This window comes from Amycolatopsis sp. NPDC102522 (genome assembly GCF_055584485.1).
On sequence record NZ_JBVJLY010000001.1, the window covers coordinates 470,716 to 489,848 of the forward strand.

The following is a 19,133-nucleotide window of genomic DNA, read 5'->3' on the forward strand; positions in this document are numbered from 1 at the left end:
GGTGCGCCTGAAGCGCCGCATGCGCCACTATCGAGACATGACCGGACCGACCGACCTGCCCACGCTCCCCGATGCCCGCTTCGCCGGTTTGCTGGACGAAGCCCGCGCGCTTCAAACGAAAACCGTAGAGCTACGCCGAGAGATCCACCGGAATCCGGAGATCGGCCTCCATCTGCCGAAGACCCAGGCCTCGATCAAAGCGGCCCTGGAGGGCCTGCCCCTGGAGATCATCGAGGGCAAATCGACCACTTCGCTGACCGCCATCCTGCGAGGTGGGAAGCCCGGCCCGGCGATCCTGCTCCGCGGCGACATGGACGCGTTGCCGCTGCACGAGGACACCGGCCTCGACTTCGCCTCCGAAGACGACGGCGCCATGCACGCCTGCGGGCACGACACCCATGTCGCCATGCTGGCGTCGGCCGCACGGCTGCTCAGCGAGCACGCCGACGAGCTGGCCGGGTCGGTGGTGTTCATGTTCCAGCCCGGAGAGGAAGGCGAGCACGGCGCGCGCCACATGATCCACGAGGGTGTGCTCGACGCCGCGGGCGAACGCGTCGAAAAGGCGTTCGGCCTGCACATCTTCACCCAGACCGCGGCCGGCATCGTGCAGACGCGGCCCGGTCCGATCATGGCGTCGGCCAACAGCTTCCACGTCACCGTCACCGGCCGGGGCGGGCACGGCTCGGCGCCGCACCAGGCGATCGACCCGGTGCCGGCGGCGGCCGCGATGGTGAGCGCGCTGCAGACCATGGTGACCCGCAAGGTCAGCGTGTTCGAGCCCGCGGTGGTCTCCGTCACCCGCATCGAGACCGGGACCACGACGAACATCATCCCGGAGACGGCGTTCCTGGAGGGCACGATCCGCACGCTGTCCGAGCGGACGCAGGCGTTCGTGCGCGAGGAGCTGCCGAGGGTGTGCGAGGCCGTCGGCGCGGCGCACGGCGTCCGCGTGAGCGCCGAGGTCCTCCCCGGCTACCCGGTCACGGTGAACGATCCGAAGATCGCGGGGCGGGTGCTGGAACTGGCGGCCGAGGTCCTCGGTGCCGGCAACTCCGAGTTCATGGAGAACCCGGTGATGGGCGCGGAGGACTTCTCCTATGTCCTGCAACGCGTTCCGGGGGCCTTCGCCTTCCTCGGCGCCTGCCCGCCCGACGCGGACCTGGCCACGGTCGAGGCGAACCACTCGAACCGCGTGGTCTTCGAGGAAGACGCCATGGCCAACGGCGTCGCGATGTACGCCGCCTTCGCCCTGGACGCGCTTCGGTAGCCATTACACAACAGTGTTGATTTAATGGGCGTCATGAGCGATGACACCCTGGCCGTCCTGGCCGCACAGGAGGAGCGCCTGGTCTTCCGCCGGTTCGACAACGAGACCGCGCTGGAGCTGGGCGCCCACCTGCTCGCGGCGGCACGGAGCCGCGCCCTACCGGTGACGGTCTCCGTGCGCCGCGGCGGTCAGCGGCTGTTCCACGCGGCGTTGCCGGGCACCTCGGCCGACAACGACGCATGGATCGACCGCAAGAGCCGCGTCGTCGACCGCTACGGGCACAGCTCGTTCCTCGTCGGCGAACGGTTCCGCGCCAAGGGCACGACGTTCGAGGCCGACTCCCGTCTCGATCCGGACCTCTACGCCGCGCACGGCGGCGTGTTCCCGGTGATCGTCGACGGGGTCGGCCCGGTCGGCACCGTCGGCGTCTCGGGACTGCCCCAGGCCGACGATCACGCGTTCGTCGTCGAGCAGCTGGAAACCTTCCTCGCCACACTGTCCTAAGTAGACAATCCACGGAGTTGTCCACAGGTTGTTCACGTGTGGACAACTCCGTTCGGCGACGACAAAACCGGACGAGTTCCGGTTATTTCTTGACAAACTCCCTAGTGGTCTAGTCCAATCCCTGACGTGACGTGAACCACACCCGAGGGAGTCCCCATGCGCCGGAAAGCCGCCGTCGGCATCGTTTTCCTCTTACTGGGCCTGCTGATGCCCGCCACGGCCCAGGCCGCGATCCCGGCCCACGCCCTGGTCGGCTACCTGCACGCGAGCTTCGCCAACGGTTCCGGCTACACGCGGATCGCCGACGTCCCCGAAGACTGGGACATCATCGACCTCGCCTTCGCCGAGCCGACGTCGGTGACCTCGGGCGAACTGCGGTTCGGTCTCTGCCCGGTGGCGGAATGCCCGAACGTCGAATCCGAGGCGGAGTTCATCGCCGGGATCAAGGCGCAGCGGGCCAAGGGCAAGAAAGTGGTCGTCTCGGTCGGCGGCCAGAACGGCCAGGTCCAGCTGACCACCGCCGCCGCGCAGGACGCGTTCGTCAGCTCGGCGAGCGCGATCATCGACAAGTACGGCCTGGACGGGATCGACATCGACTTCGAGGGCCACTCGCTGTCCCTGGACGCGGGCGACGCCGACTTCAAGAACCCGAAGACTCCCGTGGTGGTCAACCTGATCTCCGCGCTGAAGACGCTGAAAGCCAAGTACGGCAACGACTTCGTGCTGACGATGGCGCCGGAGACGTTCTTCGTCCAGCTCGGCCACCAGTTCTACGGCCCCGGTCCGAACGGGAGCGCCGATCCGCGATCGGGGGCGTACCTGCCGGTGATCCACGCGCTGCGGGACTCGCTGACCATGCTGCACGTCCAGGACTACAACTCCGGCCCGATCATGGGGCTCGACGGCCAGTACCACACCATGGGGACCGCGGACTTCCACACGGCGATGACCGACATGGTGCTCTCCGGCTTCCCCGTCGCGGGCGACGCCTCGAACGTCTTCCCCGCGCTGAAGCCGGAACAGGTCGCGATCGGCCTGCCGGCGGCGCCGTCGGCGGGCAACGGGCACACGACACCGGCGGACGTGCGCGCGTCGCTGGACTGCCTGACCAAGGGAAGCGGCTGCGGCGCCTACAAGCCGCACGGCACCTTCCCGGCGCTGCGCGGGCTGATGACGTGGTCGATCAACTGGGACAAGTTCACCGGCTGGGAGTTCTCGAAGAACTTCACGTCGTACTTCGGCTGAGTTCCGGAGGGCCCGACGAGGGGACCGGGGGGCCATCACGTAGTTCGGAAGGTGTGAAGGTCGAGTTTCCTCGGCTGAGCCGAGGGAGAACCCTCCTTGCCACCCGCCGCCCCCGCCCGCGGTCCGGGCACCTGTCCCAAGGTTCAGGACACCCGGTCCATAGGTCACCGTGCTAGCGTAAAGTGTCACATCATATATCAGATCGGACATGCCAGTGAGCCCCTCTTCACGGTTCGACGAGCGGAAACGGCGGCTGTCCGGGGTCGTGGCCATCCCGGTGACCCCGTTCGACGCCGGCGGCGCCGTGGACGCGGAGGCCTCCGCGAAGCTGGTGGACCGGGTGATCACCGGCGGCGTCGAGGTCGTGACACCGAACGGCAACACCGGCGAGTTCTACGCGCTGGACGAGACCGAGACGCGGCACTGCCTCGAACTGACGGTCGAGACGGCGGCCGGGCGGGCGAGCGTGGCCGCCGGCGTCGGGCACGACCTCCGGACCGCGATCGGCGCGGCACGGCACGCGCGGGAGGCGGGCGCGGATCTGCTCATGATCCATCAGCCGGTGCACCCCTACGTCTCGGCGGAGGGCTGGGTCGAGTACCACCGCGCCATCGCGGCGGCGGTCCCGGAACTGGGTGTCGTGCTGTACGTGCGCGACTCACGGATCGAGGGCAAGCAGCTGGCGAGGCTCGGCGACGCCGCCGAAAACGTCGTCGCGGTGAAGTACGCGGTGCCGGATCCGGTGCGGTTCGCCTCAGTGGCGCGGGACGCGGGGCTCGATCGCTTCGTGTGGATCGCAGGGCTGGCGGAGTTGTCGGCACCGGGCTACTTCGCCGTCGGCGCGACCGGGTTCACCTCCGGGCTGGTGAACGTGGCGCCGTCACTTTCGCTGGAGATGTTCCGCGCGCTGCGGGACGGCGATTTCAACGCCGCGATGGCTTGTTGGGAGCGCGTCCGGCCCTTCGAGGAGCTGCGGGCCGAGGACGGGAACGCCAACAACGTGAGCGTGGTGAAGGAAGCGTTGGCACAGCTGGGTTTGTGCCGCCGCGATATCCGTCCGCCGAGCCGCCCGCTGACCTCCGCCGAACGCGGTAAAGTCGCCGGGATCCTTGAAAACTGGTGCCTGCCAAGGAAAAACTTCTGACCGTGTGCACGCCCGCCGGGAACGAGCGTGCACACGGCGACAGGTCAGAGGTCGCGGCCATCGATGATCGCGGCTTGGCCCTGATGGGCGCCTCGGGGCGCGCCGTGCGGCGCGGCGGGCGGCTGCTCACCGGCGAGGCCGGCGGGACCATGAACGCGAAGGGATCGATGTCTGGCCGGTGCTCCTGTCTCCGGTCGAGCCTCGCGACCGGACGGAACCGGGGGAAATTTCCCTCGATGTCTTCGACTGTACGCCAGATCGTGCTGCTTCGGTGAATTGCTTCCACCCCGCCGACGTGGGACGCTGGAAGTAGACCACGGAGCGTCCGTGGCGTGTTGTGGTACCAGTGCCTTTCTCGGCCGAACTGGACCCCTTTCGGTGTTCTGAAACCCGTTGCTGGATTGCCCACTTTCACGAAACCAGAACGGTGTGATCCCCCATGACCTCCACACAGACGAGGCAGGGCAGCGACTTCGCCGAACTGTCCCACTTGGTCAAAGAGGCGGGCCTGCTCGAACGGCGTCGCGTGTACTACGCGACGAAAATCTTCTTGAACCTGCTCGCTTTCGCGGGCGGCTGGGTCGCCTTCGCCCACCTCGGCGACTCTTGGTGGCAGCTGTTCCTCGCCGCGTTCTTCGCGATGATGTTCACGCAGCTGTCCTTCATCGGCCACGACGCGGGACACAAGCAGATCTTCCGCGGCCGCAAGGCGAACGAGGTCACCGGTTTCGTCCACGGTGGACTGACCGGTCTCAGCTACGGCTGGTGGATCGGCACGCACAACCGGCACCACGCGAATCCCAACCACGAGGACGAGGACCCGGACGTCAACCTAGCGGCCCTGATCTTCACCAAGGCCCAGGGCACCGAACGCCGCGGTCTCCTGCGCTGGATGGCGAAGTACCAGGCGTTCCTGTTCTTCCCGTTGCTCCTGCTGGAAGGGCTGAACCTGCACGTGTCGAGCGTGACGGCGATCTTCCAGCGTGGCTTCAAACGCCGGAAACTCGAATCGGCGCTGATGCTCGCCCACATCTCGGCGTACCTGACGGCGGTGTTCGTGGTCCTTTCACCCGGCGTCGGCTTCGTCTTCATCGCCGTGCACCAGTGCCTGTGGGGCGTGTACATGGGCTGCTCGTTCGCCCCGAACCACAAGGGCATGCCGACGCTGTCGGCCGGGCACAAGCTCGACTTCCTGCGCAAGCAGGTCCTCACCTCGCGCAACGTGCGCGGCGGCCCGGTCGTGGACTTCGCGCTCGGCGGCCTCAACTACCAGATCGAGCACCACCTGTTCCCGAGCATGGCGCGGCCGAACCTCAAGCACGCGCAGGTGATCGTCCGCGAGTTCTGCGTGAAGCACGGCATCGACTACGCGCAGTGCGGCTGGGCGGCGTCCTACGGCTACGTGCTCCGGCATCTGCACGAGGTCGGAGCGCCGTTGCGTGGTCAACCGGTGGCGGCACGATGACCTCCGCCCGTTCCCTCCGCGACGTGGCCGAGCCCGCCGACGGCGACCGGTGCCCGAGCTGCCCGCATCCCTTGTCCCTGCACGACGCGATCGCCCGGCGCTTCTGCGTCGCGACCGCGGCCGGTGGGTTCAGCCGCGGCTGCACCTGTGCCGAGGAAACCGAAACAACCGAATAGAGGATCACCATGAACGCCGACACAGTCCCCGTCTCCCGGTACGAGATCCGGGTCGACACCGTGAAGAAGATCGTCAACGAGCACACCGACCTCGACAACGAGACGGCGTTCGCCTTGGCCGTGCGCATGGTGCGGGCGCTCGACACCGTCCCGGAGCACGTCCGCTGACAGTGTGGCCGGGGTTACTCGCGCGTTAACAAGGCGTCAGCGAGACCCCGGAACACGTCAGGGAGGCGTTGGCGAAGCGGCCGGGCCGGGCCGATCGGAGTTGTGCTGGCGGAGCACTGACCGACCGACGCGGAGGTAACCCGTGACGCTCAGCGAGCTCCTGCCCAGCCTCGGCTGCGAAGCCGCCGACCACCTCGAACCCGGGGTCTGGCCACGGAGCACCCGGCTCGGGCCCGGTGGGGAACTGCTGTTCGCCGGCGCGCCGGTGTCGCACCTCGCCGCGAGGTTCGGGACCCCGGCGTACCTGCTCGACGAGGACGAGGTCCGGCAGAACGCCCGCGCGTACCGCCAGGCGCTGCCGGACGCCGAGGTGGCGTACGCGAGCAAGGCGCTGTGCACCCGCGCGGTCCTGCGCTGGGTCGCCGAGGAAGGGCTTTCCCTCGACACCTGCTCGGCGGGCGAGATCGCGGTGGCGCGGTCGGTCGGCTTCCCCGCCGAGCGGATCCTGCTGCACGGCAACGCGAAGACCCCCGAAGACCTCAAGGCCGCGCTGTCCTACGGCGTCCGCCGGATCGTGGTGGACTCTCTCGACGAGATCGAGCAGCTCGGCGCGCTGGCCACCGGCGCGCAGCAGGTGCTGATCCGCGTCACCCCCGACGTCGCGGCGGGGACGCACGCGGCGATCACCACCGGCACAGAAGGGCAGAAGTTCGGCTTCTCCCTGCGTGAGGAGGTCCGCGACAACCTCGGCCGGGCCGTCTCCGCCGTACTCACGCAGCCGGGGCTCCGCTTGGCCGGGCTGCACTGCCACATCGGTTCTCAGGTGTCCCGTGTGGACTTCTACGAACTGGCCGCCCGCAAGATGATCGGGGTGCTCGCCGGGCTCCGCGAGACGCACGGCGTCACTCTGCGGGAGCTGGACCTCGGCGGCGGGCACGCCGTCCGCTATCTGCCCGGCGACAGCGGTTTCGACATCGACGGATATGTGCGCCGTCTGCGGGTCGCGCTCGCCTACGAATGCGCTTCGCGCGGCTTCCCCCAGCCGAAACTGACGATCGAACCGGGCCGCGCGATCGTCGGACAGGCGGGGATCACCGTGTACCGGGTCTGCGCGGTGAAACACGGTTCGCGCACGTTCGTCGCCGTCGACGGCGGGATGAGCGACAACGCGCGGCCCGCGCTCTACGGGGCGGCGTACACCGCGCGCCTGATCGGCAGGCGCAGCCGCGCTGTCCGGCGGCCGATGACGGTGGTCGGACGGCACTGCGAATCGGGCGACATCCTCGCCGACGGGCTCGCGCTCCCGGACGACGTCCACCCCGGCGATCTGCTCGCGGTCCCGTGCACCGGGGCATACCACCACTCGCTCGCGTCGAATTACAACCTCGTCGGCAGGCCGCCGGTGGTCGGCGTCTCACGCGGTACGGCGACCCTGCTCGTCCGCCGCGAAACCGAGGAGGACCTGCTGAAACGCGACCTCGGCTGACCCGTCGTCCGAAAACCTCGGCACTCACCCTGTCGCGCGACAGAATCCTTCGCGCGAACATGCCGGGAAAGAGAATCGCGACAAACAACTTAACGGCGGTAGCATTCTGGACATTGATCGATACGCTGCGCGACAAGAATCGCATGCCGAAACAAAGGGAGGGACGGCATGGGTGACGAACCACGCGCGCAGATCGAGCAGCGCACACCTAGAGGGTTGGACAATACCGATCGCACTCTGATCGCTCTACTGCAAGTCGACGGGCGGGCCTCGTTCACGGCGCTGGCCAAGGCCGTCGGTCTGTCGGAGGGCGCCGTGCGGCAACGCGTCCAACGGCTGTTGCGGGACGAGACGATGCAGATCGTCGCTGTCACGGATCCGGCGAACGTCGGGCTCGGCCGTCAGGCGATGGTCGCGATCAAGGTCCAAGGCGATCCGCGAGCTGTCTCCGACCAGCTCTCCGGATTGCCGGACGTCCACTACGTCGTGCTCACCGCGGGAGGCCACGACCTGCTCGCCGAGGTCGCCTGCCGGGACGACGAACATCTCTTGAGTGTGCTGAACGACGACATCCGGCCTATCCCGGGTGTCGTCAGCACGGAAACGCTGATCTACTTGAAACTCGCAAAACAGACATACGCCTGGGGCAACCTGACCCGGTAGCCCTTTATTGGGGGGAGTCGTGAGTGTTTCGGGCCGACCGAACAGCCCAGAACACTCACGACACCTTGGCTCCCCCTAGACGCAGCGCAGATACACGTCGGGAGTCCGCCGCCCGGAATCAAGACCGCGGAGGACTTTCGGCAGCGAACCGCTGTGCAGGACCCCGAGCCGCTGCGTCGCCCGCGTCAGCGCGACGTACAGTTCCGCCTCACCGCCCGGACCTCCGGCGAGGATCCGTTCCGGCTCCACCACCAGGACAGCGTCGTACTCCAGCCCCTTCGCCGCGGACGGCGCGATCGCGCCCGGCACCCCCGGGGGCCCGATGACGACCGCCGTTCCCTCGCGCCCCGATTCCTCGCGGACGAATTCGGCGACGGCGTTTTCCAAGTCCACTTCGGACAGTCGGCGGGCCCAGGGTCGCACCCCGCACGAACGCACCGACTCCGGCGGCACGACGTCCGGGGCGAAGCTCGCCAGCACCGAAGCCGCGACAGCCATGATCTCCGACGGCGTCCGGTAGTTGACGGTCAGCTTCCGGTACAGCCACCGATCGGCGACGTACCGGGAAAGCATCGCGTCCCACGACCGCGCGCCGGACGGCGACCGGCGTTGCGCGAGATCCCCGACAACGGTGAACGACCGGCTCGGGCAGCGCCGCATCAGCACCCGCCAGTCCATTTCGGACAGTTCCTGCGCCTCGTCGACCACGACGTGGCCATAGGTCCATTCCCGGTCGGCGGCGGCGCGTTCGGCCAGGTCCCGCTCGTCGCGTTCGGCGAACCGGTCCGCCAGTCCCTCCGCCATCAGCACGTCCGTCGGCCGCAGCGCGAACTCGTAGTCGTCGTGGTCGTCCTCCACCCCGACGATTTCCAGCACCCGCTCGGCGTACTCCTTGCGTTCCCGTCGCCGCCGCTCCTCCGCCCGCCGTTCGGCGGTGCGATCCCGGCCGAGCAGCTCGACGGCCTCGTCCAGCAACGGCACGTCGGACACCGTCCACGCGGCGGCGTCCTCGCGGAACAGCGCCGGATCGGCCCCTGCCGCCCGCAACCGCTCGGGTGAGGCGAAGAGGTCGGCGAGCAGCCGTTGGGGCGTCAGCGTCGGCCAGAGGCGGTCGAGCACCGCGCCGAGCTCCTCACTGGCTTCCAGATCCCGCCGGGCGTTCTCGAGCATCTCCGGGCGGGTGTGCCTGTCGTCCTCCGGCAGCCAGCCCGCGCCGATCCGGTCGACCGCGCGGATGGCGAGCGCGCCGATCACCTCGCGCTCGAAAACGGCCTTCGCCTCGTTGTGCAGCAGGCCGCTGTCCCTGGCCACCTCGCGCGCGGCCGCCGCGACCTCGGCGTCGAACGGCACGGTGACGTCGTCGAGCTCGATCGGCTCCGCCTCGGCGGGCAGCTCCTGCCGGTCCGTCACCGCCGCCGCGAGCACGTCCAGGATCCCCAGCGAACCCTTGAGCCGCTGGACCGCCGGCGGATCCTCGCGATCGGTGCGCAGGCCGGCGACGAGGCCGCCCGGCGTCGCGAAGACGGCGCTGGTCTCGCCGAGCGACGGCAGGACACGGCCGATGTGGTCGAGGAAGCCGCTGCTCGGCCCGACCACGAGCACGCCGCGGCGTTCCATGCGCTCCCGGTTCGTGTACAGCAGGTACGCCACCCGGTGCAGCGCCACCGCCGTCTTGCCGGTGCCGGGACCGCCCTCCACCACGACGACGCCTGTGTGGTCCAAACGGATGACCTCGTCCTGCTCGGCCTGGATCGTCGCGACGATGTCCCGCATGCCCGCGCCGCGCGGCGCGTTGACCGCGGCCAGCAGCGCCACGTCGCCCCGTTCCCCCGCCGGGTCCGGGCGGCCGAAGACCTCGTCGGTGAAGTCGAGGACCTTGCGGCCGAGAGTGCGGAATTGACGACGTCGCGACATTCCTTCGGGAGACGCTCCGGTCGCGCAATAGAACGCGCGCGACGCCGGCGCCCGCCAATCCAGCACCAAGGGTTCGTAGTCGTTCCCTTCGTCGAAAAGGCCGATCCGGCCGACGTACGCCCGTTCTCCCGAAAGGGCGTCCAGACGGCCGAAACAAAGGCCTTCGTCGGCGATCTTAAGCCTGACCGTCTCGCGCGCTTTCGTACGGACCGAGACTTCCCGATCGGACAGCGCGAAGCCTTCTCCCCGCAGCGCGCCCGCATACGCCTCGTTCACCCGCACGCGTTCCGCGTCCAGCCGCTCGTAGAGCGACGCGACGTACTGCCGCTCGGACCGCAATTCCTCGCCGTACCCCAGATTTGACAATTTCCCCTCACAGTGGTTAGACTGATGGAACATTCGGCGTACTGATCAGGCATTCTGATTCAGGCGCCGATTTTTTATTGTCCACCACTTGTCAAGAGGGACCCCACATTCCGCCGGAAACGACCGTGCGCGATAATGGGGACGAGCATCCACCATTACCGCGCACGTTCCGTGCTGTCCGGGATACCGATCAGCCGAGCATGAACTCGCGGGGATCCAGGGCGCGCCCCACCACGCGGACGTCACCGAGCCAGCCGTGGAACGCCTGCTCGACGATGGAGTCGTAGGCGTAGGCGCCGATCAGCCAGGAGCCACCGGGGTTCGCGATCCCCGCCGCGGCCGTCTTCGGGTTCCGCAGCACCGGGCAACCGTCGACGTAGAGCGTCGTCCGCCTGCCGTCGTTGACGGCGGCGACGTGGATCCATTCCTTCAACGCCAGTTCGTGGCTCCACGCGGTCGAGATCCCGTTCTGGTTCACCGGGAACACCGCCCACTGGAACGCGGCACCGTCCGAAAGGGACAGGGTGGCCGACGGCTCGCCGGGGTCGTCGCCGGTCTTTCCCGCCTTGCCGCCGGAACCCTGCCTGCCGAAGAGCGCGGCCCAGGAGTGCTGGCCGTCCTTGAAGTCCTCAGGCAGCTTCACGAACGCTTCGACGGTGTACCCGCGCGCGAACGTCTCCGCGTTCATCGGCGCGGAGTCCGCCGTGCGCAGATACGCGCCGCGGGCCGGTTTCTTGCCGCCGTCGAACCGGAGGCTCGACCTCGACGGCTGCCGCCCGGAGAACTCACCGGAGTACCGCAGTGTTTCGGCGGCACTGCCGGGCAGGGTCACCCGGACCAGGTCGTTGCCCCTGCCCGAAAGGTCGCGAACACCGTCGACCGGGCTGCCGTCACGGCCTTCGAACCGCCAGTAGGCCACGGTCCCGCGGATCAGCTGCCGGTCCGCGGGCCGGGCGGGCGGGACCGGGACCGGCGCGAACCCGGCGAACCTCGTGTCGAAGTCGATCACCAGGCTGAAGTAGTCCGAGGGGCCGGTGCGCTCGATCTCCCGGCGCTGCAGTTCGTTGAGCCGCGGCGCCTGGTCGGCCAGCCACGGCGAGAACGTGCGGACGTCGATCACGTTCCGCGCGAGGTCGAACCGGTAGAGCCGGATCATCGCGCTGCCGCCGTAGTAGCGGTCCTGGTAGTTGGTGATGTGCAGGTGGACGTCGTGGCCCGCCTTGTTGCGCTTCACCGCGCGGCCCGGCGGCCAGTAGTGCCCGTTGAGGGTCAGGAAGATCTGGTCATTCCCGTCGATCAGCTCGTCCCACACCCGCTGCCCGAACTCGGAAAACTGAGCCTGCCCGGCCTCGTCGGCCCATACCAGTTCATGGATGGTCAGGATCGCCGGAAGCCGCGGATTCCGCGCGAGGACCGACCTCGCCCACTCCAGCCCGCCCGCCGACGGCCGCCAGTCGAGCGCGAGCAGCAGCCACTCACGCCCGCCCGCGCGGAACACGTGGTGGCTGTTGTAGCCGTCCGGGCTGGCGCCCCGGAAGGTCTTCGAGCCCCGTTGCCGCTGCGGGCCGAACGCGTCGAGGTACGGCGTGCGGCCGCGCTGGTCGTCGGTCGAGGACTTGATGTCGTGGTTGCCCGCAAGCGTGCTGTACGGGAACCGCCGCCGGTCCAGGTGCTCGAAAGACCGGCTGATCTGGTCGAACTCGCCCGGCTGCCCGTTCTCGGTGAGGTCGCCGAGATGCGCCAGGAAGACGATGTTCTCGTCGCCGCCGGTGACGTACCGCAACGTGGCGTCCAAGGGCGCGGGGTCGCCGCGGTCGGCGTCGAAGAGGTACTGGGTGTCGGGCAGGACCGCGAGGGTGAAGCTGCCGTCTTCGGCGTCCGGGCCGTGATGGCCGAAGGTCGCCGAAGCCGCCGGGGCGCCGAGCACGGGCAACGCGGACGCCGCCGCACCGGCGCCGAGCAGGCCGGCACCGCGCAAGAAGGTCCGTCTGGAGGAGTCGTTCACGGCCGAAACCTACGGTCGCGGAAGCAACGCGTCCCGAACCACGGATGAACACTTGCCCCGCTCGGTAGCTTCGTCACCATGGGGAACGTCAAACGCTGGCCCGTGCTCGCCGGCGTCGGTGTCGTGGTGACCGCGGCCACCTGGTGGATCGTGGACGAGATGCCGACGGTGGACGACGCCGTCGCGCGGGAGGCACTGCCTCCGATCGACGAACATCTGCGCGCGTGGCTGGGAACGTCCGCCCGCTCCGGCACGGACGTCCGCTGGGTGTGCACGCAGAAGGTGATCGAGACCAGGCCGGACGGCGAGCGCGTCAAGATCGGCCTGGTCGCGAACTGCGACGAGGTCGCGAAAGAAGGCGACGGGCTGGTCACGCGCGGCGGATTCCGGCGGCAGCCGATGGTCTACCTCGTCGAGCGCACACCCTCCGGGTATCGCGTGCTCGACCGGAAGTTCGCGGAGGACGGCGCGGGCTATTCGCCCTCGGTCAAGGCGATGTTCTCGTGGATCGGTGCCCGCCGGGTGCTCGACGGCACCAGCCCGGACGACCCGCGGGGCGTTTCGCCCGCCGCGTTCGGCCTGCCGGAGAACACCCCCGTCCGCGCCTCGCGCTGATCAGCCGCCGCTCCCGTCGATCAGCTTCGGCACCACGAACCACATGCCGACGAACAGCGCCGCCGACACCACGCCGAGGATCGCCATGGCCACCGGGCCGTAGACGACCTTGGCGATGAGCGCGACGGTCGTGGTGATCGCGGCCGCGAGGCAGCCGAGGCCGACCAGGACGGAACGGTTGCCGTAGGTGAGGATCCGCTCGCGGTTCCCGGTGCGGAACAGCAGCCGATGCCAGGCGGCGGGCGCCGTCAGCAGCGCCGTCGAACAGACCGTGAGCAGGACCGCCGTCAGGTGAACGGACTTCTCGAACCCGCTCGCCTCGTGGAACTCGTCGGTGAACACCACCGTGAGCAGGAACCCGAAGAGGATCTGGACGCCGGCCTGCGCGACCCGGAGCTCCTGCAGGAGCTCACTGACGTTGCGGGTCAGGCGTTCGTTCTTCGTCTCGCCGGTGTGCTCGACCATGCGGCGGCTCCAGGACCATCGGTTGGCGCGTGACCTTTTCGTACCAACCGAGCGAGGTCACCGACACGACCACGACGGCGAGGCCGAGCCACTGCGTACCGGACAAGTGCGCGTTCAGGAACGATACGCCGATCACGGCCGCGGTGACGGGGAACGCCAGCTCGGCCAGCGTCGCCCTGGCGGCGGGGGTCGACCGAAGGCCCAGGTAGTACAGGCTCAGCGCCAGCAGACCGGGGACCAGCGCGAGCAGCCCGAGGCCGAGCGCGTTGTCCCAGCCGACCGCGAACCCGCCGCCCTGGTACGCCACGATGCCCGCGGCGACCGGAAGCCCGACGGTGAAGCGCAGGGTGGTGACCTCCTTCGGCGCCAGCTCGGTGGAAAGCAGCCTGCCGAGCACCGTGCCCGCCGCCCACAACACGGCCGCGCCGATCGCCAGCAGCGCCGCCTTCGCCGCGGCGAGCTGGATGTTCAGCGGATCCTTGAACGCCAGCAGCCAAGCACCCAGCAGCGCCGGGATCGCGAAGAAGGCGTACCCCGGGCGGACTCGCTCACGGAGTACGAAATATGCCGCCAGCACGGCGAACACCGGCTGGAGCTTCTGCAGCACCAACGGCGTCACCGGGTCGCCCAGTTTGAAGGCCGCGGTGAACATCGCCGTCGCGAGCGCGGAAGAGCCACCGCCGATGGCGAGCACGGCCAGCCATTCCCGCGGTCCGCACCGCCGCAGCGCGCGGAAAGCGCCGGGGATCAGCGGACTCAGCACGAGCACCACGAGCAGGTGCTCCCAGAAGACGACCGTGGCCGCCGGCAATGCCTCGGCGAGCGGAAGCCGCAAAAGCCCGTCTGTGCCCCAAAGTGCGGCGGCGACCGCGACCAGCCAAGTGCGATCCGGAGGGTTGGTACTCACATTTCCTTCCATCCATGCCCCCGCCGCCGCCCTCAACGGACGCGCTGGCGCGCGCATTATGCCCATAGTTTGAGAATGATCGCCCGACCGAGTGACCTGTCTGGCGTGTCCGATTCGTGCGGACTAGGCAAGGTGACATGCGCCCCGTCCCCGTACTAGTCCTGGCCCTGTCCACCGCCGCACTGGCGCTCACCTCCGGCGCCGGACCGGCCACCGCCACCCCCGGCTCCCGAGTCCACGTCATCACCGCCAAGAGCGGCCTCACGATCTACAAGCCGGAGCTGGTCCCGGCCGGCGCCCGCACGCACGTCTTCGGGTTGACCTCCAAGGCTTTCGGCACTTCGACCGCGGTCCTCGTGACCGGCCTGCTGCCCAACCGCGAATACGGCGCCCACGCGCACACGAAGCCGTGTGGTGCCACCGGCGACCTCGCCGGACCGCACTACCAGAACGTCGAAGACCCGGTGAAGCCGTCGGTGGATCCCGCCTACGCCAACCCCCAGAACGAGATCTGGCTCGACCTCACCACCGACGCCACCGGCCGCGGCGCCGCCGTGTCCAAAGTGGACTGGACGTTCAGCGAACGGCGAGCGAATTCGATCGTGATCCACGAAACGCATACGCACACCGACCCCGGCCACGCCGGGACCGCGGGGGCCCGGCTGGCCTGTGTGACGGTCGGCTTCTAGCAGCGTTTTCCTAAAACCCCCAGGTGCGTTCGGGCCGGATCCTGATCCGGGCGCGATACTCCCGATCGAACTTCGGGATGTCGTAGTCGATCGCCGGGTAGTGCTTCTCGTACTTGTCGAGGAAGCCCGGCTGCTCCGACGGGAGACCGTCCGGCAGGATCTCGGCTCGGCCGCCGATCACCAGGATCGAGCCGCCGTGCTCGTCGGCGTTGAAGTGGAGGCTGACCTCGGGGTTGGCTTCGATATGCCGAGTCTTCGCCGTGTCCGGCTGGCTGAAGACGATGAAATCCTCGCCGTCGAGCACGAACCACACCGGGCGGGGCGAAGGGCGGCCCTTGGGGCTGATCGTGGTCAGCCAGGCGACGCTTTCCTTCGCCCGGTCAGCGAGCCGCGGGTCGGGTTGGTAGGTCATGAACCCACCAACCACGACCCGGCGGCATTTCTTCCGCGTCCGCTCAGCGAGACGCGACGAGCTTCGCGTAGCGCGTCCCGGCACCGAGCAGCACCAGACCGGCGATGAGGAAGGCCGCGACCCTGGCCAGGCCGTCGAGCGCGGAGAGGTCGAACAGCACCAGCTTCAGCACCGCCGCGCCGACCAGCACGAACCCGATCACCCGCAGGTTGACCGCCGAGATGCCGCGGATGAGCAGCACCAGCGCGGCGACCGTCCAGGACACCGTGATCACCACGTGGCCGAGCAGGAACCCCGAGCGGCCGGGGACGGCCAGCAGCGCGCCGCACAGCACCATCGCGCCCGCGCCGTAGAGCCCGCAGACCCCGGCGAAGAGCCACGGCACCACGTTCTCCGCCGCTGCCTTGAACAGCCCGAGCCGGTGCGCGACCCACGGAAGCGTGATCGAGACGGCCAGGATCGCGACGGCCACCAGCAACGCGGCGGCGAGGTCGGCGTCCGGGCGGTTCCGGATCAGGAAGAAGAGCGTCGGCGGGACGTCGAAGGCCAGCGCGATCAGGCCGCCGATGACGGCGAAGACCAGCCCGCCGGCGAGCGCCACGTGCTTCTTCGTCCACAGCGCGACCAGGGCCAGCAGGACCCCTTCGCCGATCAGGATCGCGGAGCGGGCACTACCGTCGAAGAGGGTCATCGTCGTCTGCAGGGCCGCGAGGAGACCGGCGGCACCCGCGAGGTCACCCGTCCAGCCGTCGAGCCACTGCCCGGCCGCCCAGACCCCGAGCAGCACGAGCGCGACCGACGCGGTGACGAGCACGGCCGAGGTCTTCGGGAGGAACAGCGCGGCGAGCAGCGACGGCGCCGGTGCGACGGCGAGCAGGGCGAGCGCGGCGACGTCTCCGGACCGCTTGAGGGTGACGATCAGGGCGAGCACGAGCCCGGTGGCGCCCGCGGCCAGCGCGGCGGCGGTGTTGGCCGTGCTGCCGCCGAAGCCGGTGAACGCCGTGCTGAAGACCGACGCGAACAGCGGCGGGATCCCGGCGGCGACCGCGACCGACGGCCACGACTGACGCAGCTGCACCGGCGTCGAAGCGACCTGGACGACCAGCAGGAACGCGACCAGTTCCGGGGTGAAGCCCTGCGTGATGATCGGCGCGCAGATCACACAGCCGAGCACGACGGCCGCCGCGAGCAGCGAAGACTTCCACCGCACGGCCAGCAGCAACCCGCCGACCACGATCAGGAGACCGAGCGCGAGACCGGCGTAGGCCGGGAGGTACTCGTACATCGTCGTCGCGGCGACGGCGTCGAGGTACAACGCGCCGATCCCGGTCGCGGCGAGCGCGAACGCCCCCGTGCGGCCCGCCGGTGTGCGGTGCAGCCGCAGGCCGATCCCGACCAGCGCCGCGCCGAGCACGGCGCCGCCGAGCACCCGGGGCAGCGGGCCGAACCAGCCGCGCTGGATCGCGAGCACGAGGAACAGCACGATGCCGAGCAGCGTGACCGCGCCGCCGATCCAGGCCAGCAGCCTGCTTCCGGCGCCTTCCTTGCCCAGCTTCTCGGCGAGCGTGACCTTCGGGACCGGCTGGTACGGGCGATACGGCTGCTGGTGGGCCTGCTGGCGGTACTGCTGCTGCCACTGCGCGTACTGGGCTTGCTGGTGCTGGGCCTGCTGATACTGGGCCTGGTAGTGAGGGTGCTGCGGGTGCGTGAAGTAGCGCGGGTGCGGCTGCTGAGGCACCTGGGGCTGGGGGATCTGCTGCTGCGGGACCTGCTGCTGGTGCGGGTGCTGGGCCCGAGGCGGCACCTGCGGCGCGGGCTGCTGCGGCACCTGCTGCTCGGCTGCCTGCTCCGGTCGCTCGGGCTGCTCGGCCTGCGCGGCAGGCTCTTCGGGCGCCTGCTCAGGCGCCTCTTCGGGCGCCGGTTCCGCTTCGGACTGGACGGTCCGCAGCTCCGTACCGACCCGCGCGAGGCGGGCCCCAAGGTCGTCGATCTCCCCGGCGAGCCTGAGGAGCACATCCCCATCGGTGGTCATGGCGATCAGCATGCGGCCCGAGGACCGCCGAGGGATCCGTAGCACTACTCAATCGTGATGACGATGTGGTCGCGACCTGCAAGATCATCGAGATCGAGCCCACACCCGGAGTGCCCTCAAGAGGTCGATGTACCGGAAGCCCGGCCAGTTGGCGTCGGAGAAGTGCAGCTGGGAATCCTTGGCCTGCCACAGCAGGAACCCGGACAACCGGACCTCGCCACTGGTCCGGATGATCAGATCCGGATCGGGAGTGCCCGCCGTGTACAGATGAGAGGCGAGGGCGTCCACGGAAACGGCTTCCGCGATCTCCGTGAGTGACCTACCGTCCGCCGCGCCCTCGAGCACGAGGTCACGGACGGCGTCGACGATCTCCTCGCGGCTCCCGTACCCGATGGCCAAGGTCAGCTCCGGCCCCATCGCCCCGCAAGTGTCCTCCTCGGCCCGCTTCAGCACCTCGGCCGTGGACGACGGCAGCAGGTCGAGCCGCCCCACCGGCTCGACACGCCAGTTCGCGCCCGGTGCGGTGAGCCGGTCACGGACGACGTCCTCGATCACCTGCATCAAGAAGGCCATCTCCGGAGACGCGCGCTTCGTCAGGTTGTCGACCGAGGCGAGGTACACCGTCACGTGCCCGATGCCGAGGCCTTCGCACCACGCCATCAACCGGGCGATGTGCTGGGCGCCGTGCCGATGCCCCTCACGGACGTCCTCGAAGCCCATCTGCCGGGCCCAGCGGCGATTGCCGTCGATGATCACACCGATGTGCCGGGGCAGCGGGCCCCGGAGGAGGCGGGCGCGGAGGCGTCGCGCGTAGAGGTCGTCGAGTCTGGTTCGGACGCTCATGAAGGCGAAGCTACCGAAATCGACTCTTGCGCAGCGGCAACAAGTGGACGAACTTCACCTCATCTCAGTAACCGTCTAGCCCGCCCTTGACGCTTGCGTCTATCCCTGCCTAGACATACTCTGTGAAGAGACGAGAGGTCATCAAGAGGATCGCAGTCGCCGCCAGGCGGCAACGCGCGGTGTGGGTGCTTGAACGAGAAGGCTCCAACCACACCATCTACACCCTGAACGGTGTCGTGGTGCCCATCCCGCGCCATACCGAACTGGGCGAGGTCTTCGCCGTTGACATCTTCAAAGAATGCGAGGAGGTCCTCGGGAAAGGATGGTGGAGGAAATGAAGACCTATCACGCCGAAGTCACTCGCGACGGCCGATTCTGGCTCATCCGCGTCCGCGAGATCGACCGTTCGACCCAGGCTCTCCGCTACAAGGACGTCGTGACGATGGCGAATGAGCTCATCGAGATCATGGACGGCCTCAAGGACGACGAGTACGACCTCCACCTCGAAGTACACCTGCCGAGTTCGGTGAAGGACCATCAGGCGCGTGCCGAAGTCCTTCGCGAAGAGGCTCAGCGAAAGCAGGCCGAGGCCGCCGCCGAACACCGTGCGGCGGTTCAGGAGCTGCTCGCTCTTGGAGTTTCGCAACGCGAAGCGGGTGAAGTGCTCGGCATGTCGTTCCAGCGAGTCAGCCAGTTGGCGAAGTCGTCCTGACCTGTCCTCGCCACGACACCCCGGGGGCTACGAACACGTTCCACCACTAGCTCTA

The 19,133-nt window shown here is 68.8% G+C and carries 20 protein-coding genes; 13 read left to right on the forward strand and 7 right to left on the reverse strand.

Annotated elements, in window-relative coordinates; all coding sequences use genetic code 11:
- Positions 1-37: 37 nt before the first annotated feature.
- The 9 genes from ACZ6YV_RS01925 (at position 38) to ACZ6YV_RS01965 (ending at position 8,118) form a co-directional block, all read left to right on the forward strand.
- On the forward strand, positions 38-1,267 hold the full coding sequence (locus ACZ6YV_RS01925; protein ID WP_465507870.1) for a M20 metallopeptidase family protein: 1,230 nt from the start codon (positions 38-40) through the stop codon (positions 1,265-1,267).
- A 33-nt stretch (positions 1,268-1,300) separates the two neighbouring features.
- Positions 1,301-1,771, forward strand: coding sequence for a heme-degrading domain-containing protein (locus tag ACZ6YV_RS01930; RefSeq protein ID WP_465507871.1), 471 nt, complete (start codon positions 1,301-1,303; stop codon positions 1,769-1,771).
- A 156-nt stretch (positions 1,772-1,927) separates the two neighbouring features.
- Positions 1,928-3,016, forward strand: coding sequence for a chitinase (locus tag ACZ6YV_RS01935; protein WP_465507872.1), 1,089 nt, complete (start codon positions 1,928-1,930; stop codon positions 3,014-3,016).
- 208 nt (positions 3,017-3,224) lie between these two features.
- Entirely contained in the window at positions 3,225-4,160 is a 936-nt protein-coding gene (locus ACZ6YV_RS01940) for a dihydrodipicolinate synthase family protein (protein WP_465507873.1), read from the forward strand.
- A gap of 439 nt (positions 4,161-4,599) precedes the next feature.
- A complete protein-coding gene (locus ACZ6YV_RS01945) occupies positions 4,600-5,625 on the forward strand; it encodes a fatty acid desaturase family protein (RefSeq protein ID WP_465507874.1) in 1,026 nt (341 codons plus the stop codon).
- Entirely contained in the window at positions 5,622-5,801 is a 180-nt protein-coding gene (locus tag ACZ6YV_RS01950) for an RGCVC family protein (protein WP_465507875.1), read from the forward strand. The genes ACZ6YV_RS01945 and ACZ6YV_RS01950 overlap by 4 nt, the downstream gene beginning before the upstream one ends.
- Positions 5,802-5,810: 9 nt before the next feature.
- A complete protein-coding gene (locus tag ACZ6YV_RS01955) occupies positions 5,811-5,969 on the forward strand; it encodes a DUF6307 family protein (RefSeq protein WP_465507876.1) in 159 nt (52 codons plus the stop codon).
- A 142-nt stretch (positions 5,970-6,111) separates the two neighbouring features.
- Positions 6,112-7,455, forward strand: coding sequence for a diaminopimelate decarboxylase (lysA, locus tag ACZ6YV_RS01960; RefSeq protein WP_465507877.1), 1,344 nt, complete (start codon positions 6,112-6,114; stop codon positions 7,453-7,455).
- Between the two features lie 168 nt (positions 7,456-7,623).
- Positions 7,624-8,118, forward strand: a complete 495-nt coding sequence (locus ACZ6YV_RS01965; protein WP_465507878.1) for an Lrp/AsnC family transcriptional regulator — start codon at positions 7,624-7,626, stop codon at positions 8,116-8,118.
- Between the two features lie 75 nt (positions 8,119-8,193).
- On the opposite strand, the gene helR is transcribed toward ACZ6YV_RS01965, so the two are convergent.
- Together helR and ACZ6YV_RS01975 are read right to left on the reverse strand one after the other, a co-directional pair.
- Complete coding sequence (helR, locus tag ACZ6YV_RS01970; RefSeq protein WP_465507879.1) at positions 8,194-10,398, reverse strand: RNA polymerase recycling motor ATPase HelR; 2,205 nt, start codon at positions 10,396-10,398, stop codon at positions 8,194-8,196.
- A 190-nt stretch (positions 10,399-10,588) separates the two neighbouring features.
- Positions 10,589-12,403 carry a LamG-like jellyroll fold domain-containing protein gene (locus ACZ6YV_RS01975; protein ID WP_465507880.1) on the reverse strand — a complete coding sequence of 605 codons (1,815 nt, stop codon included), beginning with the start codon at positions 12,401-12,403 and terminating at the stop codon, positions 10,589-10,591.
- Between the two features lie 78 nt (positions 12,404-12,481).
- Here ACZ6YV_RS01975 and ACZ6YV_RS01980 point away from each other — a divergent pair, with 78 nt between their 5' ends.
- Positions 12,482-13,018: a hypothetical protein gene (locus tag ACZ6YV_RS01980; protein WP_465507881.1), complete on the forward strand. Its 537-nt coding sequence runs from the start codon at positions 12,482-12,484 to the stop codon at positions 13,016-13,018.
- Here ACZ6YV_RS01980 and ACZ6YV_RS01985 read toward each other — a convergent pair whose 3' ends face one another.
- Both ACZ6YV_RS01985 and ACZ6YV_RS01990 read right to left on the reverse strand, forming a co-directional pair.
- Positions 13,019-13,483, reverse strand: a complete 465-nt coding sequence (locus ACZ6YV_RS01985) for a DUF6328 family protein (RefSeq protein ID WP_465507882.1) — start codon at positions 13,481-13,483, stop codon at positions 13,019-13,021.
- Complete coding sequence (locus ACZ6YV_RS01990; RefSeq protein ID WP_465507883.1) at positions 13,428-14,402, reverse strand: DMT family transporter; 975 nt, start codon at positions 14,400-14,402, stop codon at positions 13,428-13,430. The genes ACZ6YV_RS01985 and ACZ6YV_RS01990 overlap by 56 nt, the downstream gene beginning before the upstream one ends.
- Positions 14,403-14,527: 125 nt before the next feature.
- On the opposite strand from ACZ6YV_RS01990, the gene ACZ6YV_RS01995 reads away from it, so the two are divergent.
- A complete protein-coding gene (locus tag ACZ6YV_RS01995; RefSeq protein WP_378244514.1) occupies positions 14,528-15,079 on the forward strand; it encodes a superoxide dismutase in 552 nt (183 codons plus the stop codon).
- Positions 15,080-15,089: 10 nt separating this feature from the next.
- Here the strand turns inward: ACZ6YV_RS01995 and ACZ6YV_RS02000 are convergent, their stop codons facing one another.
- From ACZ6YV_RS02000 to uppS, 3 genes are all read right to left on the reverse strand, one after another.
- The gene (locus tag ACZ6YV_RS02000; protein ID WP_465507884.1) at positions 15,090-15,491 is read right to left on the reverse strand and encodes a TIGR03667 family PPOX class F420-dependent oxidoreductase; all 402 of its coding nucleotides are present in this window, start codon (positions 15,489-15,491) and stop codon (positions 15,090-15,092) included.
- A gap of 43 nt (positions 15,492-15,534) precedes the next feature.
- The gene (locus tag ACZ6YV_RS02005) at positions 15,535-17,535 is read right to left on the reverse strand and encodes a DUF2339 domain-containing protein (protein WP_465508504.1); all 2,001 of its coding nucleotides are present in this window, start codon (positions 17,533-17,535) and stop codon (positions 15,535-15,537) included.
- 72 nt (positions 17,536-17,607) lie between these two features.
- Positions 17,608-18,366, reverse strand: a complete 759-nt coding sequence (gene uppS / locus ACZ6YV_RS02010; protein ID WP_465507885.1) for a polyprenyl diphosphate synthase — start codon at positions 18,364-18,366, stop codon at positions 17,608-17,610.
- Between the two features lie 122 nt (positions 18,367-18,488).
- On the opposite strand from uppS, the gene ACZ6YV_RS02015 reads away from it, so the two are divergent.
- Positions 18,489-18,704 carry a type II toxin-antitoxin system HicA family toxin gene (locus tag ACZ6YV_RS02015; RefSeq protein WP_465507886.1) on the forward strand — a complete coding sequence of 72 codons (216 nt, stop codon included), beginning with the start codon at positions 18,489-18,491 and terminating at the stop codon, positions 18,702-18,704.
- The gene (locus tag ACZ6YV_RS02020; protein WP_465507887.1) at positions 18,701-19,078 is read left to right on the forward strand and encodes a hypothetical protein; all 378 of its coding nucleotides are present in this window, start codon (positions 18,701-18,703) and stop codon (positions 19,076-19,078) included. Before ACZ6YV_RS02015 ends, ACZ6YV_RS02020 begins: the two co-directional genes overlap by 4 nt.
- Positions 19,079-19,133 lie beyond the last annotated feature (55 nt).

Excerpts from the sequence above, each read along its gene's own strand:
- ACZ6YV_RS01980 (WP_465507881.1), top strand. The coding sequence starts at position 12,482 with ATGGGGAACGTCAAACGCTGGCCCGTGCTCGCCGGCGTCGGTGTCGTG.
- uppS (WP_465507885.1), bottom strand. The coding sequence starts at position 18,366 with ATGAGCGTCCGAACCAGACTCGACGACCTCTACGCGCGACGCCTCCGC.
- ACZ6YV_RS01945 (WP_465507874.1), top strand. The coding sequence starts at position 4,600 with ATGACCTCCACACAGACGAGGCAGGGCAGCGACTTCGCCGAACTGTCC.
- ACZ6YV_RS01930 (WP_465507871.1), top strand. The coding sequence starts at position 1,301 with ATGAGCGATGACACCCTGGCCGTCCTGGCCGCACAGGAGGAGCGCCTG.
- ACZ6YV_RS01935 (WP_465507872.1), top strand. The coding sequence starts at position 1,928 with ATGCGCCGGAAAGCCGCCGTCGGCATCGTTTTCCTCTTACTGGGCCTG.
- ACZ6YV_RS01990 (WP_465507883.1), bottom strand. The coding sequence starts at position 14,402 with ATGGAAGGAAATGTGAGTACCAACCCTCCGGATCGCACTTGGCTGGTC.
- ACZ6YV_RS02005 (WP_465508504.1), bottom strand. The coding sequence starts at position 17,535 with ATGCTGATCGCCATGACCACCGATGGGGATGTGCTCCTCAGGCTCGCC.
- ACZ6YV_RS01940 (WP_465507873.1), top strand. The coding sequence starts at position 3,225 with ATGCCAGTGAGCCCCTCTTCACGGTTCGACGAGCGGAAACGGCGGCTG.
- ACZ6YV_RS01985 (WP_465507882.1), bottom strand. The coding sequence starts at position 13,483 with ATGGTCGAGCACACCGGCGAGACGAAGAACGAACGCCTGACCCGCAAC.
- ACZ6YV_RS01955 (WP_465507876.1), top strand. The coding sequence starts at position 5,811 with ATGAACGCCGACACAGTCCCCGTCTCCCGGTACGAGATCCGGGTCGAC.
- ACZ6YV_RS02020 (WP_465507887.1), top strand. The coding sequence starts at position 18,701 with ATGAAGACCTATCACGCCGAAGTCACTCGCGACGGCCGATTCTGGCTC.
- ACZ6YV_RS01995 (WP_378244514.1), top strand. The coding sequence starts at position 14,528 with ATGCGCCCCGTCCCCGTACTAGTCCTGGCCCTGTCCACCGCCGCACTG.
- ACZ6YV_RS02000 (WP_465507884.1), bottom strand. The coding sequence starts at position 15,491 with ATGACCTACCAACCCGACCCGCGGCTCGCTGACCGGGCGAAGGAAAGC.
- ACZ6YV_RS01925 (WP_465507870.1), top strand. The coding sequence starts at position 38 with ATGACCGGACCGACCGACCTGCCCACGCTCCCCGATGCCCGCTTCGCC.
- ACZ6YV_RS01965 (WP_465507878.1), top strand. The coding sequence starts at position 7,624 with ATGGGTGACGAACCACGCGCGCAGATCGAGCAGCGCACACCTAGAGGG.
- ACZ6YV_RS01950 (WP_465507875.1), top strand. The coding sequence starts at position 5,622 with ATGACCTCCGCCCGTTCCCTCCGCGACGTGGCCGAGCCCGCCGACGGC.